This window comes from Arthrobacter zhaoxinii, from assembly GCF_025244925.1.
Lineage (GTDB): Bacteria > Actinomycetota > Actinomycetes > Actinomycetales > Micrococcaceae > Arthrobacter_B > Arthrobacter_B zhaoxinii.
On sequence record NZ_CP104275.1, the window covers coordinates 3,050,594 to 3,065,132 of the forward strand.

Annotated in this window: 17 protein-coding genes; 3 read left to right on the top strand and 14 right to left on the bottom strand. The window is 65.5% G+C overall.

Features of this window, described 5'->3' with window-relative positions:
• The first annotated feature begins 39 nt into the window (after positions 1-39).
• A complete protein-coding gene (locus N2K95_RS14220) occupies positions 40-534 on the top strand; it encodes a hypothetical protein (RefSeq protein ID WP_260652058.1) in 495 nt (164 codons plus the stop codon).
• On the opposite strand, the gene N2K95_RS14225 is transcribed toward N2K95_RS14220, so the two are convergent.
• The 3 genes from N2K95_RS14225 to N2K95_RS14230 are packed head-to-tail and all read right to left on the bottom strand — an operon-like array spanning position 528 to position 2,478.
• A complete protein-coding gene (locus tag N2K95_RS14225; protein WP_260652059.1) occupies positions 528-941 on the bottom strand; it encodes a DUF5956 family protein in 414 nt (137 codons plus the stop codon). The genes N2K95_RS14220 and N2K95_RS14225 overlap by 7 nt on opposite strands.
• Before the next feature lie 32 nt (positions 942-973).
• Complete coding sequence (locus N2K95_RS16360; RefSeq protein ID WP_442860216.1) at positions 974-1,075, bottom strand: MFS transporter small subunit; 102 nt, start codon at positions 1,073-1,075, stop codon at positions 974-976.
• On the bottom strand, positions 1,075-2,478 hold the full coding sequence (locus N2K95_RS14230) for an OFA family MFS transporter (protein WP_260652060.1): 1,404 nt from the start codon (positions 2,476-2,478) through the stop codon (positions 1,075-1,077). Before N2K95_RS14230 ends, N2K95_RS16360 begins: the two co-directional genes overlap by 1 nt.
• A 372-nt stretch (positions 2,479-2,850) precedes the next feature.
• Between N2K95_RS14230 and N2K95_RS14235 the strand changes: the two genes are divergently transcribed.
• Complete coding sequence (locus tag N2K95_RS14235; protein ID WP_260652061.1) at positions 2,851-4,923, top strand: YhgE/Pip domain-containing protein; 2,073 nt, start codon at positions 2,851-2,853, stop codon at positions 4,921-4,923.
• Positions 4,924-5,032: 109 nt separating this feature from the next.
• Here the strand turns inward: N2K95_RS14235 and N2K95_RS14240 are convergent, their stop codons facing one another.
• The 3 genes from N2K95_RS14240 to N2K95_RS14250 form a co-directional block, all read right to left on the bottom strand.
• Entirely contained in the window at positions 5,033-5,788 is a 756-nt protein-coding gene (locus tag N2K95_RS14240; protein ID WP_260652062.1) for an IclR family transcriptional regulator, read from the bottom strand.
• Between the two features lie 82 nt (positions 5,789-5,870).
• Positions 5,871-6,500, bottom strand: coding sequence for a dihydrofolate reductase family protein (locus tag N2K95_RS14245; RefSeq protein WP_260652063.1), 630 nt, complete (start codon positions 6,498-6,500; stop codon positions 5,871-5,873).
• 97 nt (positions 6,501-6,597) lie between these two features.
• A complete protein-coding gene (locus N2K95_RS14250) occupies positions 6,598-7,146 on the bottom strand; it encodes a thioesterase family protein (RefSeq protein WP_255790943.1) in 549 nt (182 codons plus the stop codon).
• A gap of 172 nt (positions 7,147-7,318) precedes the next feature.
• Between N2K95_RS14250 and N2K95_RS14255 the strand changes: the two genes are divergently transcribed.
• On the top strand, positions 7,319-7,615 hold the full coding sequence (locus N2K95_RS14255) for an EthD family reductase (protein ID WP_255790944.1): 297 nt from the start codon (positions 7,319-7,321) through the stop codon (positions 7,613-7,615).
• A 26-nt stretch (positions 7,616-7,641) separates the two neighbouring features.
• On the opposite strand, the gene N2K95_RS14260 is transcribed toward N2K95_RS14255, so the two are convergent.
• The 8 genes from N2K95_RS14260 to N2K95_RS14295 form a co-directional block, all read right to left on the bottom strand.
• Entirely contained in the window at positions 7,642-8,328 is a 687-nt protein-coding gene (locus N2K95_RS14260) for a DUF6308 family protein (protein ID WP_260652064.1), read from the bottom strand.
• Positions 8,329-8,338: 10 nt separating this feature from the next.
• Complete coding sequence (locus N2K95_RS14265) at positions 8,339-9,340, bottom strand: glycine betaine ABC transporter substrate-binding protein (protein WP_260652065.1); 1,002 nt, start codon at positions 9,338-9,340, stop codon at positions 8,339-8,341.
• Positions 9,340-10,119 carry an ABC transporter permease gene (locus tag N2K95_RS14270; RefSeq protein ID WP_407080090.1) on the bottom strand — a complete coding sequence of 260 codons (780 nt, stop codon included), beginning with the start codon at positions 10,117-10,119 and terminating at the stop codon, positions 9,340-9,342. The genes N2K95_RS14265 and N2K95_RS14270 overlap by 1 nt, the downstream gene beginning before the upstream one ends.
• Positions 10,116-11,411 carry an ATP-binding cassette domain-containing protein gene (locus tag N2K95_RS14275; RefSeq protein ID WP_407080091.1) on the bottom strand — a complete coding sequence of 432 codons (1,296 nt, stop codon included), beginning with the start codon at positions 11,409-11,411 and terminating at the stop codon, positions 10,116-10,118. The genes N2K95_RS14270 and N2K95_RS14275 overlap by 4 nt, the downstream gene beginning before the upstream one ends.
• Complete coding sequence (locus tag N2K95_RS14280) at positions 11,404-12,045, bottom strand: ABC transporter permease (protein ID WP_255790947.1); 642 nt, start codon at positions 12,043-12,045, stop codon at positions 11,404-11,406. Before N2K95_RS14280 ends, N2K95_RS14275 begins: the two co-directional genes overlap by 8 nt.
• Before the next feature lie 581 nt (positions 12,046-12,626).
• A complete protein-coding gene (locus N2K95_RS14285) occupies positions 12,627-13,298 on the bottom strand; it encodes a DUF6308 family protein (protein ID WP_260652066.1) in 672 nt (223 codons plus the stop codon).
• Between the two features lie 106 nt (positions 13,299-13,404).
• Positions 13,405-13,758 (bottom strand): hypothetical protein, encoded by a 354-nt coding sequence (locus N2K95_RS14290; RefSeq protein ID WP_260652067.1) that lies wholly within the window; start codon positions 13,756-13,758, stop codon positions 13,405-13,407.
• Between the two features lie 252 nt (positions 13,759-14,010).
• Positions 14,011-14,370 (bottom strand): hypothetical protein, encoded by a 360-nt coding sequence (locus N2K95_RS14295; RefSeq protein ID WP_260652068.1) that lies wholly within the window; start codon positions 14,368-14,370, stop codon positions 14,011-14,013.
• Positions 14,371-14,539 lie beyond the last annotated feature (169 nt).

Below are 14,539 nucleotides of genomic sequence, written 5' to 3' on the forward strand. Positions count from 1 at the left end.
AGTTCCCACAGCCCTCCGGCGGCAGGTACGGTGTGGGCCATGAAGAATGTTCCGCTCTCACTGTCCATGGCCGCTGCCGCCGGAGGGTTTACCCTGCTGCGGCCGGCCGACTGGTCCCCGGGGATGCGCCGAGCCTACGTTTTTGTCCCGGGGGCAGCCGCGGGCACCGTCGCTGCGCTGTCGTTCCGTAAGGGCGCTCGAACTGTGTTGACGGAGCGGGCCGGGGCCGCTGACCTCGCTCCGGTGACGGCCGGGACTCTCGGCGCTGCGGCCGACGCCGACGCCGCGACCGCCGCCGCATCCCCCGCGCGGAAGACCGTCGTCGCCGTGGCGGGTGCAGTGATCGCCGGCACAACCGCAAGCGGAGTGCTGGCACTAAGCCTGGTACTGGATGAACGAATCGAAATCTGGCTGGTCCGGCGCGGTGTGGCCCGGCCGCGGCGGGTGATGGCGGTGGTCGCGGCGCTCAGCTCGCTGATCCTGGACGTGATTATGGATGCGAAGGAAGCCAAGGATTCAAAGCCCCGTCAGTAGAGGCGGCGGACCGCTTCCGCAATGACCGGATAGGCACCCGTAACGTACGCGGGGCCGTCGAAGTGGGGCAGGCCTCCCACCTCATCGATGACTTCGTTCAGCCGCCGCCACAGGGCTTCGTCCGAGGTAATCCCTGCGGGCCGGGCCAGAAACCAGGCATATCCGCGCGGGACCGGTGGAATGCCGGCCAGCGCCAGGTATTCATTGACCATTTGATACAGCCATTCCTCGTCCTCGCCGGAGAGGATGTCGCGGGAGGGCAGGATGTCATTCAGGGTGCCGGGGCGGCGGCGGGTATGAACAGGCCCCGCCGCCCACCCCATCATCAGGAACCAGCCGGAGAAGGGCAGGTGGGTGTAGCTGTCGTCTTCCTTCGTAAGGACAGGAAAATCATCCCAGCTCACCATCACCCGCCCCTCCCCGTGTTCCGTAGCCGGGTCTAGCCGAAGAGCGCCGAAGCCTTGGTCAGGGTCTGAAAGATCCCGTAGGCCAGCGGAGCTCCCACCAGCACCCAGCTCACTGTCAGCTTTGCCTTAGTCATTAGCGTTCTCCGTTTACGGTAGCGGTCTGTTCCGGAGCCGCCGGTGAAGACGTCGGCTCGTGGTAGCGGGATGCCACCGGTGTCACCAGCAGGTTGGCGATGAAGCCCACCACCAGCAGGCCCACCATGGTCAGGAGCGCGGGCTGGTAAGCCGCGGCCGTGAGTTCACCGGGGGTGCCCTGGGAATCCAGGAACGAGTTGACGATCAGCGGACCGGCAATGCCGGCGGCAGACCATGCAGTGAGCAGTCGGCCGTGGATCGCGCCGACCTGGTAGGTGCCAAAGAGATCCCGCAGGTAGGCCGGTGCCGTAGCGAATCCGCCTCCGTAGAAGGAAATGATGATGAACGCCAAAGCCACGTAGAGGAAGGTGGAACCGCCGCCGAACAGGGACAGCAGGATGTACAAGGTGGCACCGAGGCCGAGGTAGATCATGTAGATGCGCTTGCGGCCGACCAGGTCCGACGTGGCGGACCAGACAAAACGACCGCCCATGTTTCCAATGGAAAGCAGGCCCACAAACCCACCGGCAACGGCGGCGGAGACCAGGGAGACGCCGTCGGGCTGGCGGAAGAAGTCCTGGATCATCGGGGCAGCCTGCTCCAGGATGCCGATGCCGGCGGTGACGTTGCAGAAGAGCACAACCCAGACCAGCCAGAACTGCTTTGTCTTGATGGCGTTGGCCGCGGAGACGTGGTTGGTGGTGACCATGGCCTTGGCCTTGACCTTGGAGGGGTCGAAGCCTGCGGGCTTCCAGTCTGCCGCCGGCACGCGGATGCTCCACGCTCCGTAAAGCATGTAGACCAGGTACACCAACCCCAGGGTCAGGAACAGTTTGCCCACGGCGTCGCCGCTGGCCACCCACCCTTCGGTTCCGGACTCCGGATCAAAGAAGCCCAGAAGGGCCGAGGACAGCGGGCTGGCGACCAGCGCGCCGCCGCCGAAGCCCATGATGGCCATGCCCGTGGCGAGTCCCGGACGGTCCGGGAACCACTTCATCAGGGTGGAGACCGGGGAAATGTAGCCGATGCCCAGTCCAATGCCCCCGATGACGCCGTAGCCCAGGTACAGCAGCCAAAGCTGTCCGGTAAAGATGCCCAGGGCACCGATGAGGAAACCGCCCGCCCAGAAAACGGCGGAGACAAACATCGCCTTGCGTGGGCCGTTGCGGTCCACCCAGGTGCCCATGACTGCAGCGGAGAGCCCGAGCATCACGATGGCGATCGAGAAGATGACGCCAATCTGCGTAAGGCTGGCGTCGAAGTACTCCACCAGAGCCGTCTTGTACACGCTCGTTGCATACACCTGGCCAATACACAGGTGCACTGCCAGCGCCGCGGGCGGGATCAGCCACCGGTTAAATCCGGGCGGCGCGATAGTTCGGTCGCGGTCCAGCCAGCTCATAAAAACTCCTCTATTTAGCTAAAAAACGTTTCTGTAATCCACGATGCCCCATATGGGCCCAGTTACCCCGGTCGACACGCATTTCCCGGCATTCCGCGCAACCTACTCGCCGGTAACTAATTTCGAAAAAGCCTTGCTTTGTTACCGGCGGGTAGCTTAGATGTAACAGACATCACACTTAATCCGGCCGGCGGCGTCTCGATGTGGCGGCGGAACCGGTCACTTGCACCCCGCGCAGGCTACGCCCACAGGCGTATTGGTTGCCGCGTAGCCAGTCTCAAAAATCCGTAAGAAGCAGAAAAAGGACATTCAATGACGAGTTCCACGTCCGGGCGCACCACTAACCGCCCGCATACACTTTTAACCGTACTTTTGGCGTTGTTCCTCATCCTCTTGCTTGCCTTCTTCGTGCTCTTTACGGGCAAGGTAGCCAACGGAGCAGCGGAGCTGAGTGACGGCGCCGAGCGGGCGTCCACCGGCGCCGGCGACCTCAAGGACGGAGCCGCACGGGCGCAGACCGGTGCCGCCGACCTCACCGACGGCACCGAGCAGGTCGACGCCGGCGCTAATACCCTGGCCAAGGGCATCGGCTCCGCGAAAGCGGGTGTGACGACGTTGAAGGAAGGCGCCACCACCCTGGACGAGGGGGCCCTTCAGCTTCTTACCGGTGCGGAGGCCGCCAACACCGGCGCCAACAAGCTCGCTACCGGTGCGACCAACGCCCGTACCGGTGCCGGCACGCTGACCGCCGGCGCCTACACCTTGGCGACCGGCGCCGGAACGCTGGCGAGCGGTGGCGCCACTCTCCAGGACGGGGCAGCCCGCATCGAGGACGGCACCAAACAGCTGGCCGGCGGAACCGCCGAACTGAAAAAGGGCGCCGGGGACGCCAAGGTGGGTGCCGGACAGATAGTTTCCGGTACGGATCGGCTCGCAGCAGGTATTGCGAAGCTGAATGATCCGCAGAAGGGCGTGCCGTTCCTCGACGCCGGCGCACAGAAGCTGGCAGCGCGCAGCGGTGACGCTGTCGCGGGCGCCAAGAACCTGGAGGCCGGTGCGCTGGGAATCAAGAACGGTGCTGCCAAGCTGAAGGCAGGCGTCAATGACCTGGCCGCTCCTGAAGCCGCACCTGCACTGGCAACCGGTGCCAACGGCCTGAAAGCCGGCATCGACCAGATCATCGCCGCTCCCGAGGCACTCAACAACGGGTCTAGGGACCTGGCTGCCGGCTTGGTCCAGCTTCAGACCGGGGCCGGGGCGCTCTCCGACAGTGCATCAGGCCTCGCGGTCGCAAACGGTCAGTCGGTAGCAGCCTCGCAGCAGACGGTTGACGCCCTGACCGCGCTTCAGGGCTCTGCCGGAACCATGACCCCGGCCGAGCTCAACGACGCGTTGGCCAATGCCCTGCGCACCGCCACAGTGGCGAAGGCAAATGTTGACGGAATTTCCACGTACGCCACCGGCTTTAACACCGGTTACGGCCAGGTTGGCCCTGGTTTGGACGCATTCGTTACTGGAGCTGGCGACTACTCCAAAGGCGCGAGCGCCTACAGCGAGGGACTCAAAAATGTGAAGAACGGTGCCGCACGGGTTGCTGTGGGAGCCACCGATGTAAACGACGGAATCCTGCAGGTCCAGGCGGGGATCAATGACGGCGACGGAACCAACCCGGGGCTCGCCGACGCAACCGAGCAACTGCACGGCGGCACCATGGAACTTTCCAAGGGTTCCGCCGAGCTGCAGGCAGGCGCCAAGCAGATTGCTGGCGGCACAGCCACGGTGAAGGCAGGTGTCAAGGAGCTCGCAGGCGGCATTCCGGCTCTGCAGAAGGGCGCGAACGACCTGGAGGCCGGCAACGGCAAGATTGCTGCCGGAACCACTCAGCTAGATGCCGGCGCCAACGAGCTCGCCACGAAGTCGCCGGAGCTGACCGCCGGAGCCGGCAAGATTGCTGCCGGCGCAGGTGAGCTCACTACCGGAGCCGGCAAGCTCGCCACCGGCGCAGGAACCCTGGCCACCGGCCTGGACACCCTGGAAACCGGCGCTTACTCGCTGGCCGACGGCAACTACAAGATCTACGAAGGCACCATCAGCCTCTCCGACGGCACCAGCCGCCTGGTCACCGGCACCGAGTCCCTGGACGAGGGCGTGGTGAAGCTCAACGACGGCGGCAAGACGCTGACCGCCGGCACGGGCAAGCTGAAGGAAGGCGCCGAGAAGCTGGCCGCCGGCAACACCGAACTCGCCGAAGGCAGCACGACCCTGGCCGACGGGAACGTCAAGATCTCGGAAGGCGCAGACACCATGCGGGCCAGCACCACGGCGCTGACCCCCGGCGAAATCTTCACCTCACCGAAGATCCTGGCCGTGCTCATCCCGCTGCTCCTGCTGCTGGTTCCGATCGGTATGCTGATTGCCGGCGCCCGCCGCGGGACCCAGCACTAGGGTCCGGGCACCAAAGCCAGCCGCACCACACATCACCTCGCATCACTGAGAAAAGGGCAGGGACCGCAGCCGTGGTACCTGCCCTTTTCCGTGCCCGGGAAAGAACGTCCTAGCGGTTCAGCTCGGCGGAGATTTTCGCCGCGGCTTCGCGCAGCAGCGGCACCGCTCGGTCCGCGAAGGCCTCGTCCACGCGCGAGACCGGACCGGAGACGGAGACCGCCGTGGGGGTGGGGGCGCCGGGAACGGCCATGGCGAAGCAGCGCACCCCAAGTTCCTGTTCCTGTTCGTCCACCGAGTAACCGCGGTCCCGGATCCGGCCCAGATCCGCCAGCAGCGCCTCGGCACTGCCCAGGCTGTAGCCGGTGGGGGTAGGCATTCCGGCCCGGCCCACGATGCCGCGGACCTGTTCGTCGGGCAGCTGCGCCAGGATCGCCTTGCCGACGCCGGTGTCATGGGTATGCACCCGCCGGCCCACTTCGGTGAACATCCGCATGGAGTGCCGTGACGGAACCTGGGCAATGTAAACCACCATGTCGGCGTCGAGCACGGCCATGTTCGAGGTCTCCCCCAGCTCGTCCGCGAGACGTTTCAGCTGCGGCATTGCCAACGCGCCCAGCTGCAGGTTCGCGCCTTCGCCCAGCCGGATCAGTTTCGGTCCGAGTGCGTAGCGCCGGTTGGGCAGCTGCCTGGCATACCCCAGGCCCACGAGTGTGCGCAGGAGCCGGTGAATGGTGGGCAGGGGCAAGGATGCGGCGGCGGCAAGTTCGCTCAGCGTCACTGCCCCGCCGGCGTCGGCAATCAGTTCCAGCAGGTCAAAGACGCGTTCCACCGACTGCACGCCGGTTCCGGCAGCACGCTCAGCCATCATTGAACCCTCCCCGACGATTTGCCCCAACTTTATCGCAGGGCGGAAACTTTCTTCCTTATCCCGCGCAGCTGCACCGGTGTCAGGGGGAGATTTTTGATTCGGTTCCGGTACCCGTTCCGGCCCGCAGCACCGTGGGGTGCAGCGTCACGGAGATAGCCCCGGCCCGCGTGGTCTGCGGCTGGGAGATGCTGTAGGAGGCAGCCTCGCGGATGTCTTCGAAGAGTCGCTTGCCCTGGCCCACCACCACCGGAAAAATCAGCAGGCGGTACGCGTCCACCAGTCCTGCCGCCGCCAGCGCCTGAACCAGCTGATAGCTGCCGTGCACCTGCACTTCGCCGCCGTGGCGGGCCTTCACCTGTTCGACGCTGGCCACCAGCTCGCCCTCGAGCAAATGGGTGTTGTGCCAGGGCACCGGCGGCATGGTTGTGGAGACCAGATACTTGGGCAGCCCGTTCAGTGCCGTGGCTATGGAGTCTCCGGGATCGGTCACTGCCTCCCAGTAGGGCTGCATCATGTCGTAGGTGTTGCGCCCCAGAAGCAGTGCATCCGCCATGCCGTACCACTCGGAAACAATCTGTTCCAGGTCGGGATCCGCGTGCGGGGTCAGCCAGCCGCCGCCGGTGAAGCCCCCGGACGCGTCTTCCTCGTTGCTTCCCGGAGCCTGCATGACGCCGTTCAGCGTCAGGAAAGTATTGACCGTCAGCTTCACCGAGCACCCCGTTCCTAGGTCCCCCTGCTTCTAGGTTCGGCCCGGCATCCGGGGGTGTCAACGGTCCCGGAGAACGCCCGGGGCGCGGCAGCGACGCTTAGGCCCAGGTGTGCGGCGCGGGCCGGCGGGTGCTGGGCAGGGCGACGGCGGCACGCCACTCGCTGATCCACTCCGGCAGTTCCAGGTCCGACGGCGGGACGGCGCCCACTGCCTCGAAGATCTCCTCGTTGCTTACCGGGCCGCTCTTGGATACCAGCCGGGTGCAGATGACGGCGCTGGCGTAGATTTCCCCGTCGGCCACCATGCGCTGCTCGATGTAGATGGCACGCTCGTCGAAGCCGATGACCCGTGTTTCGATGCTGTACCGCTGGTGCAGCTGCAGGGACTTGCGGAAGCTGATGGTCTCGTTGTTCGCCACCGGGCTCCAGCCGCGCTTCTTCATGACGTCCCAGACGCCGCTGCGGACCAGCAGGTCAAAGCGGCCCAGATCCATCAGTGAGAAGTACATGCCGTTGTTCAGGTGCATCGCGAAGTCGATGTCCGTCACCAGGACCTTCAGCGGCACTGAGGAGGTATCGAAGAAACCGAGCTTGGGCCGGCGTCGGGCACGGAAGAGGATGAGGATGGTGCGCAGAATCAGGTGCATGGGCGCTATATTACCGCTCAGTAACATAGTGTCCAGATGCGACGCGGAAGTTTCTCAACCCCGGGCGCCGGGATGCTACGCCGCCCTCTTCCCGAGACACACATGATGCCCGGCAGGTCCGGCGTCGGCGGCACCCTGTCCCGCCGCCGCCGGCCGCGCTACGTTGTCCGGCATGCACACCCTCGTTGTTCTGTTTGGCCATCCCCGAAACCCTGAGGCCTTCCGCCGGCACTACCGCAACGTGCACCTGCCGCTGGTGCGCAACATTCCCGGGATCCGCGCTCTGCGGGCCTCGCAGGAGCTGGGCTCCTCGGCGGCCACGCCCCCGTTTTTCGCGCTGTTCGAAGCCGATTTCGACGACGAACCGGCCATGCAGGAGGCCCTCACCACCGCCGAGGGTCAGGCCGCCAATGCCGACATCCCGAACTTCGCCAGCGGCGGGCTGACCGTGTTCACCTACCGGCAGTAAGGCACCGTCTTGCAGCTCCTTCAGGCTCAGTCGTCGTCGCCCGGCGCCGCCCGGAACCCGCGCTGCTTCGCATCCATCCACAGGATCACGTCCATGGCCCGCAGGGTGGACACCCGCACCGGCAGCGCGGCCCGGTCCTGGACGGCGGCCAGGTGCCGGACCAAATGCCGGTCGTCCGCGGTCAGCAGCGCATGCCATTCCTCCCACTGGGTGAGGGAGGTGCCCGCCCCGATGCTGCGGGCCACCAGCGGATCCCAGATCGGAATCAGTTTCGGGCGTTTGCGGGCCAGCAGCTTGCTGGTTTTCGTGGCGCCCATCCTCCACTGCCCGCCCCGGTACCCGCGGAAGATGTCCCAGAGCAGCCACGCCGGGCTTTCCTTGCCGAGCACGTGGACGTATTCGACGCCGGTGACATCCGCCAGCTCCAGGGTCACCGGAATCAGTTCCAGCAGTTCGCCGATTTCCGGCGCCTTGGTTTCGAGCAGGCCCACCACCGCAGGTCCCTTGATGTCCTCGCCCAGAAGGGACAGTGCCAGCAGATCATCCGCGGTGATCCGGTTGGCGGCCCCCGGTGAGTCTCCGCCGCCGGCCCAGGTGTCGAATCTCGCCCCGGTCCGCACATGCCCTGAGTTCAGCTTCTGCGTGTAATAGCGGTGCAGCAGGTCCGCGGCGGCGTCGGCCCGGCCGGCGTCGAGAATGGCTGGCAGGTCCACGGTGTCCACCTCACTCGGGAGCGGTAATCAGGCCCTTCTCAACCATCCAGTCGAACGCGACGTCGGCGGGTTCCTGGCCGTAGACATCCACGGCAAGGTTCATCTTCCGCAGTTCCTCGTCCGTAAGCAACGGAGATACCTGCGCAAAGATGTCCACCAGCTCCGGATACTCCTCCAGCGCCTCGGTGTTGAAGACCGGAGCCGCGTTGTACGCGGGGAAGTATGCCAGGTCATCCTCGAGCACGGTCAACTCCAGCGAATCGATGCGTCCGTCCGTGGCAAAGACCTCGCCGAAGTTGCATTCGCCGGCGTCGGTGGCCGAATACACGGCACCGGTGTCATAGATCCCCACGTTGGCGTCCGGCACCCCGTTGGGGTCACCGCGCGGCATGCCGTACTTTTCCAGCAGCGGGTTCATGCCGTCGGGCCGGGAGTTGAACTCGGCTTCGAGGCAGAAGGTGCGCTCCTCCACGGGCAGCCGGGCGATGTCGGAGATGCTGTCCACACCCAGTTCCTCCGCGGCCTCGCTGCGGATCGCCATCGCGTAGGTGTTGTTCAGCGGTGCCGGATCGCCCCAGGTGACGCCGTTGGCCAGGTCCGCGTCATGCACGGCCTGCCACTGTTCCTGCTTGTCGGGGATGCCTGCGCTCTGGCCGAGGTAGGCGATCCATCCGGTGCCGGTGTATTCCCAGGTCATGCCGGCCTGGCCGGAGAGCAGCAGCTCCCGCGCCGGCTGGCTGCCGGGCACATTGGTCAGGTCCGTGACGTCAAAGCCGGCGACCTTGGTGGCCAGCACGGCGATCTTGCCCAGGATGAGCTGTTCGGTGAAGTTCTTGCTCGTAACGGTGAGTTTCGCGTCGTCGGGCAGGCCCTCGACGGGCTGGATCAGCCCGGGATCCGCCTCCGGCACGTAGGAGGCGGCGGGCTGCAGGCCGCAGCCCGCAAGCAGCAGGCCGACGGCGGCGGCTCCTGTGGCAGCGAGGCGGACACGTGCGTTTGGCTGCTTTTTCATTAGAGTCCCTTCGGCCGGGCGATGTGCTCGACCAGGCGGCCGATCCAGTCGACCACCAGGGCCAGCAGGGCCACCAGCAGCGCACCGGCCACCAGTACGGTGGTGAGGTTCAGGTTCACGCCCGTGGTGATGAGGATGCCCAGCCCGCCGCCGTTGACGAACGTGGCCAGGGTGGCGGTGCCCACCAGGAGCACCAGCGCAGTCCGGACGCCGGAGAGCATCACGGGCACGGCGAGCGGCAGTTCCAGCTTAAACAGCACCTGGGAGTTGCTCATGCCCACGCCGCGTCCCGCCTCCACAATGCGCGGGTCCACCTGCTGCAGGCCGACCATCGTGTTCCGCATAACCGGCAGCAGGGCGTAGACCACCAGGGCGCCGATGGCGGCCCAGAAGCCGAAGCCGACCCAGAAGGCCAGCAGCACCAGCAGGCCGATGGCCGGGGCGGCCTGGCCGATGTTGGCCAGGGCCATGATCGGGCCGGTGAAGCGGCGCATCCGTCCGCGGGTCAGCAGGACACCCAGCGGGATGGCGATGACCAGCACAATCACCGCGGATACGCCGGTGAGCAGCAGGTGCTGCACGGTGTACTCCCACAGGGCTGCGGGGTCCAGCGTGGTGCGCTCGGTGACGCTGAGCTCGGCGGTGGTCAGCCAGAGCATCAGGAGCCCGAAGGCGACCGCGATGCCGGCCAGCTGCAGCAGCAGCGGCCGCCAGGATGTCGGGCCGGCGCCGCTCTCGGCTTCGGTCCGGGCCTGGGCGGCCGTGGAAACGGCGGTCATCGGGTGCCCTGGCCGGCGGCAGCACCGGCGTCCTGCGCCGGGACCTCCGTTTCGGTGCTGCGCTGGATGCCACCGCTGTTAATCCCGACCGGAGCGCCCGAGGACCCCAGCTGCGCGGCGTCGTTCGCCGCCGTGATGGCCTCCATGACGGTCTGGACGGTGACCGTCCCGAGGAACCGGTCACGCTGACCCGTCACCAGGGCTGCACCGGTGCTGGAGACCAGCATGGTGTCCAACGCGTCGTTGAGCGTGGAATGTTCGCTGATCACCGGAAGTTTGGAATCAACGGTGTCGTTGTGCCGGTCCAGCCGGCTGAGCTGGCGGCGGGAGAGCCACTGGATGGGCCGCTCCCTTTCGTCCAGCACCACGGCGTTCTGCTCGCCGGCACCCTGCAGCCGAGAAAGGGTGTCGCTGGCGAGGTCCCCGATGCCGGCCGTAATGGGGGACGTCAGCTCCACCTCGTTCACGCGGGTCAGGGTGAGCTGCTTCAGGCCCGCGCCGGAGCCGATGAAGTTTTCCACAAACTCGTTGGCGGGGTTGGCCAGGATGCGTTCCGGGGAGTCATACTGCACCAGCTGGGCGCCCTCGTCGAAGATGGCGATCCAGTCCCCGAGCTTCACCGCTTCGTCGAAGTCGTGCGTCACGCAGACGATGGTTTTGTGCAGCTCGGACTGGATGTGCAGCAGTTCGTCCTGCAGCCGCTGGCGGGTGATCGGGTCCACGGCGCCGAACGGTTCGTCCATGAGCAGCACGGGCGGATCGGCGGCCAGGGCGCGGGCCACGCCCACGCGCTGCTGCTGCCCGCCGGACAGCTCCTTCGGGTAGCGGTCCCGGTACAGGGCGGGGTCCAGGGAGACCAGTTCGAGCAGTTCGTCCACCCTGGCCTGGATGCGGTCCTTGTCCCAGTTGAGCATCTTGGGCACGACGGCGATGTTCGCCGCCACGGTCATGTGCGGAAAGAGCCCGCCGGCCTGGATGACGTAGCCGATCCCGCGGCGCAGCTGGTCGCCGTCGATCCCGGTGACGTCTTCGCCGTCGAGGATGATCCGTCCGCTGGTGGGCTCGATGAGCCGGTTGATCATTTTCAGCGTGGTGGTTTTACCGCAGCCGGACGGGCCGACCAGCATCACGATGCTGCCCCGCGGAATCTCCATGGTCAGGCCGCCGACCGCCGGTTTGTCCTGCCCGGGGTAGCGCTTGGTGACGTCCTCGAGCAGGATGCCGGTGGCTTTGGTTACGGTGCCGGTTTCGGTGGCTTCGGCGCCGGTGATTGGGGTGGGAGTCTCAGACACGGATACCTCGCGGGGTTGTGAGCCGGCCGAGGCCGACCAGGAGAAGGTCAAGGATCAGGGCCAGCAGGATGACGCCGACGACGCCGACCACCACGGACTCAAGGGAGTTGGCACCGCCCAGACGGGACAGGCCGGTGAAGATGAAGCCGCCCAGTCCCGGGCCGAGGGCGTAGGCCGCGATGGCGGCGATGCCCATCACCATCTGGGCGGACACCCGGACTCCGGCCAGGATGACCGGCCAGGCAAGCGGCAGTTCGATGCGCAGCAGCGTGCGCATCCGGCTCATGCCGACGCCGCGGGCGGATTCGACGACGGTCGGGGAAATCCCGGCCAGGCCCACCACGGCATTACGCAGGATGGGCAGCGTGGCATAGAACGCCACCACGATCACGGCCGGAAGCGCACCGAACCCGAAGGGAGCGATCAGCAGGCCGATCAGAGCGAAGGACGGCAGCGTCAGCCCGACCGCGGAGACGCCGTTGGCCACGCCGCTGAGGGTCTTGTTGCGGTACACCAGGGCCGCGATGACCACGGCAATCACCGTGGCCAGGACCAGGCACTGAAGAACCAAGCTGAAGTGCTGCCATCCGGCGAACAGGATCTGTTGATACCGGTCCGCTACGAATTCCCACACATCAAGACCTCTTCACTTTGGTTACGTATGTTTGGTCGACGCCCGGCCTCACTTAGCTTCCGGGCGAAAACTACCAAGCAACCTTACCGTTACCTCCCTCACATTAAGCGCCGAAAAGGCTCCAACCGGAACAACGTGACGCTTTCGCAACGGTTCCGGGCCGGGGTTTGCTGAGTGCCGGAGGGTGCGCGGGGTGGGTTTTCGGGGCCATCCGGGAGGGTTCGGGGCTGTCTGGACGGTTTCGTGCGGGGGGCTTCGGGGCGACGGGCTTCCGGGCGACGGGGGCGGGGGGGGTTCGGGCACTTCAAGGCGACGCCAGACCTCGCCTTCTGCACAACTGGTGCTGCCCGTCGGACTTCCAGGGCTGCCGGCATTCATAGTGCAGTAGACGTCCCCTAGCGGGCCAGGCAGCAGCATCTACTGCACTATGAACCTGCGGCGCGGCATCTAGTGAGCAGATAACGCCGGTTAGCGGAATCTAGTGAGCAGATTACGGGCTTATTCCGCGGGGATAAGCCCGTTATCTGCTCAGTAGATGCGGGTTCAGGGGCTAAGCCTCTTCGCCGCAGCACGCTTCCGGACTAGGCCGCTGGCCGGCCTCGCATCCACAGGACCACGTCCATGGCGCGGAGCCGGGAAATCCGGTGGGGAAGCTTCGCGAGTTCCTGCACATCGTCCAGGTGATGGGCGAGCGCGCAGCCGTCCTCTGTAAGAGCCTCGTGCCAATCGGTCCACTGGTTCAAGGAGCCCTTCGATTCGGTCTGCGTCTGAACCACCGAATCCCAGATTGGGATCAGCCGGGGACGCTTGCGGGCCATCAGCTTGCTCGCCCGAGTGGGTCCGATTCCCCACTTCTCCTTCTCCTCCAGATCATTGCCGCGGAGAACGTCCCAGAGCTTCCATGCCGGGCTTCCTACACCAAGGACAGCCTCGAAATCGCCGTCTTTGAGATCGGCAAGGTCCAAATCGAAAGGGATCCTACTCAGCAACGCAGAAATGTCCACACGCCGCTCGTCCAAGAGGCCAATGACCGCCGTCGGCTCAAACGGGACCGAAAGGAACGATGCCGCGAGCATGTCATCGGCCGTGATGGTATTGACGACGTCGGGTGCGTCTCCGCCACCGGCCCACGTGTCGAAGCGTGCTCCGGTACGGACCCTGCCCTTCAAACCGGGCTTGGTGTAGTAGTTACGGAGCAGCCTGGCGGCTTCAGCAGTAGAAATCTCTTCCAGAAGTAACTTCCGAAGCTTCATGGCCGTATCCCCCAATTGTTGGTGGGGAAATGCCCCCACTTCGTTGACTGTACAGAAAACGCCCCCCTCCGAAATGCAGAGGGGACGCTGCGCCTAACGCGCTCGGTTAACCGACTTGAATTCGGGCCGCTTCCTGCAGCAGCGGGTCGGTAACGGTGACGGTGGCCGGACCGGGCGCAATGTCGAAGACGACGGTCCCCCGGGACTTATCACCGACCTGCACCTCACCGGTCCCGAGCTGGTTATCCGCGAACAGATAGGTCTCACCCTTCCGGCCCTCGTCGTCCTTCGCGTTGAAATAGAGCGGGTTGGCGGACGTCACGCCGGACTCGGTTTCCCACAGGACGTCGAGCACCAGGAAGCTCCCATTCACAGCAGCAGGTGCAAAGGACTGCGCGCTTGCCGTGTCGGCATGTTCGGCGGAGACGATCGTGATGCGGGCTATGTTGCCGTTGCCCATGTCCGCGGTAAAGGGCACGCCGACGGCGGGGCGGCAGCGGACGGCGCTGCTTCAGCAGCGGTCGTCTGTCCGGCGTCGGGCGCGTTGCCGGCACCCACCCCGGTGCTGGATTCGGCGGAGCAGGAGGACAGTGCCAAGCCCAACGCAAGTGCCGCGGTGGGAAGCAGGAGTCGCTTGCGGGTTACGGCTGCTGAGAGGTTTGCACGCATGGTGTTTCCTTTGTTTGATTGGTTGGAAAGTGGGTGGTTACTGCTACTTGTCCACGATGTTGACTACTACGTTCATGCCGCTGTCCGGGTGATAGCTCCAGGACGCATTGAAGTCCTCCCACTCGGCGGTTTGCCTTCCGTCCAGAGCTCGAGTACTGCCCATCTGGCTGCTGACGCTGTCCGGCATATCCACTTCATGGAGCACACAGACCATGTCCGCATAGTCGGCACCTGAGGAATCCTCACCGGCACCGCTCATCGTCAGGCTCTGCCCTTCGTCGCCGAGCTGGATGTACGGATCATCCTCGACCTGGCATTCCGCCACTGCGTCTGCGAGGGCATTGGAAGGTGAGGATAGATCCAGCTCGGCCATCAGAAGGCCCGCACCCAGCCCAACTACCAAGCCCGCTCCGGCAAACAAGGCGTAATTCCGCCGGGTCCGGAACTGCTGGGCGGCAACAGGATCCCGCGGAGTTATGGGAAGCGGACCTGGGGGTGCCGGCGGTATAACATCCGGAAGACCAGGCCCGGAAAGAGCCTCCGGGTCGGTATGTGCTCCGGCCTGGCCAAAG

Bases quoted from the DNA above. Each gene is read 5' to 3' on its own strand.
- N2K95_RS14265 (WP_260652065.1), bottom strand. From the start codon at position 9,340: ATGAAAAAGCAGCCAAACGCACGTGTCCGCCTCGCTGCCACAGGAGCC.
- N2K95_RS16360 (WP_442860216.1), bottom strand. From the start codon at position 1,075: ATGACTAAGGCAAAGCTGACAGTGAGCTGGGTGCTGGTGGGAGCTCCG.
- N2K95_RS14225 (WP_260652059.1), bottom strand. From the start codon at position 941: ATGGTGAGCTGGGATGATTTTCCTGTCCTTACGAAGGAAGACGACAGC.
- N2K95_RS14255 (WP_255790944.1), top strand. From the start codon at position 7,319: ATGCACACCCTCGTTGTTCTGTTTGGCCATCCCCGAAACCCTGAGGCC.
- N2K95_RS14285 (WP_260652066.1), bottom strand. From the start codon at position 13,298: ATGAAGCTTCGGAAGTTACTTCTGGAAGAGATTTCTACTGCTGAAGCC.
- N2K95_RS14290 (WP_260652067.1), bottom strand. From the start codon at position 13,758: ATGGGCAACGGCAACATAGCCCGCATCACGATCGTCTCCGCCGAACAT.
- N2K95_RS14230 (WP_260652060.1), bottom strand. From the start codon at position 2,478: ATGAGCTGGCTGGACCGCGACCGAACTATCGCGCCGCCCGGATTTAAC.
- N2K95_RS14220 (WP_260652058.1), top strand. From the start codon at position 40: ATGAAGAATGTTCCGCTCTCACTGTCCATGGCCGCTGCCGCCGGAGGG.
- N2K95_RS14240 (WP_260652062.1), bottom strand. From the start codon at position 5,788: ATGGCTGAGCGTGCTGCCGGAACCGGCGTGCAGTCGGTGGAACGCGTC.
- N2K95_RS14250 (WP_255790943.1), bottom strand. From the start codon at position 7,146: ATGCACCTGATTCTGCGCACCATCCTCATCCTCTTCCGTGCCCGACGC.
- N2K95_RS14270 (WP_407080090.1), bottom strand. From the start codon at position 10,119: ATGACCGCCGTTTCCACGGCCGCCCAGGCCCGGACCGAAGCCGAGAGC.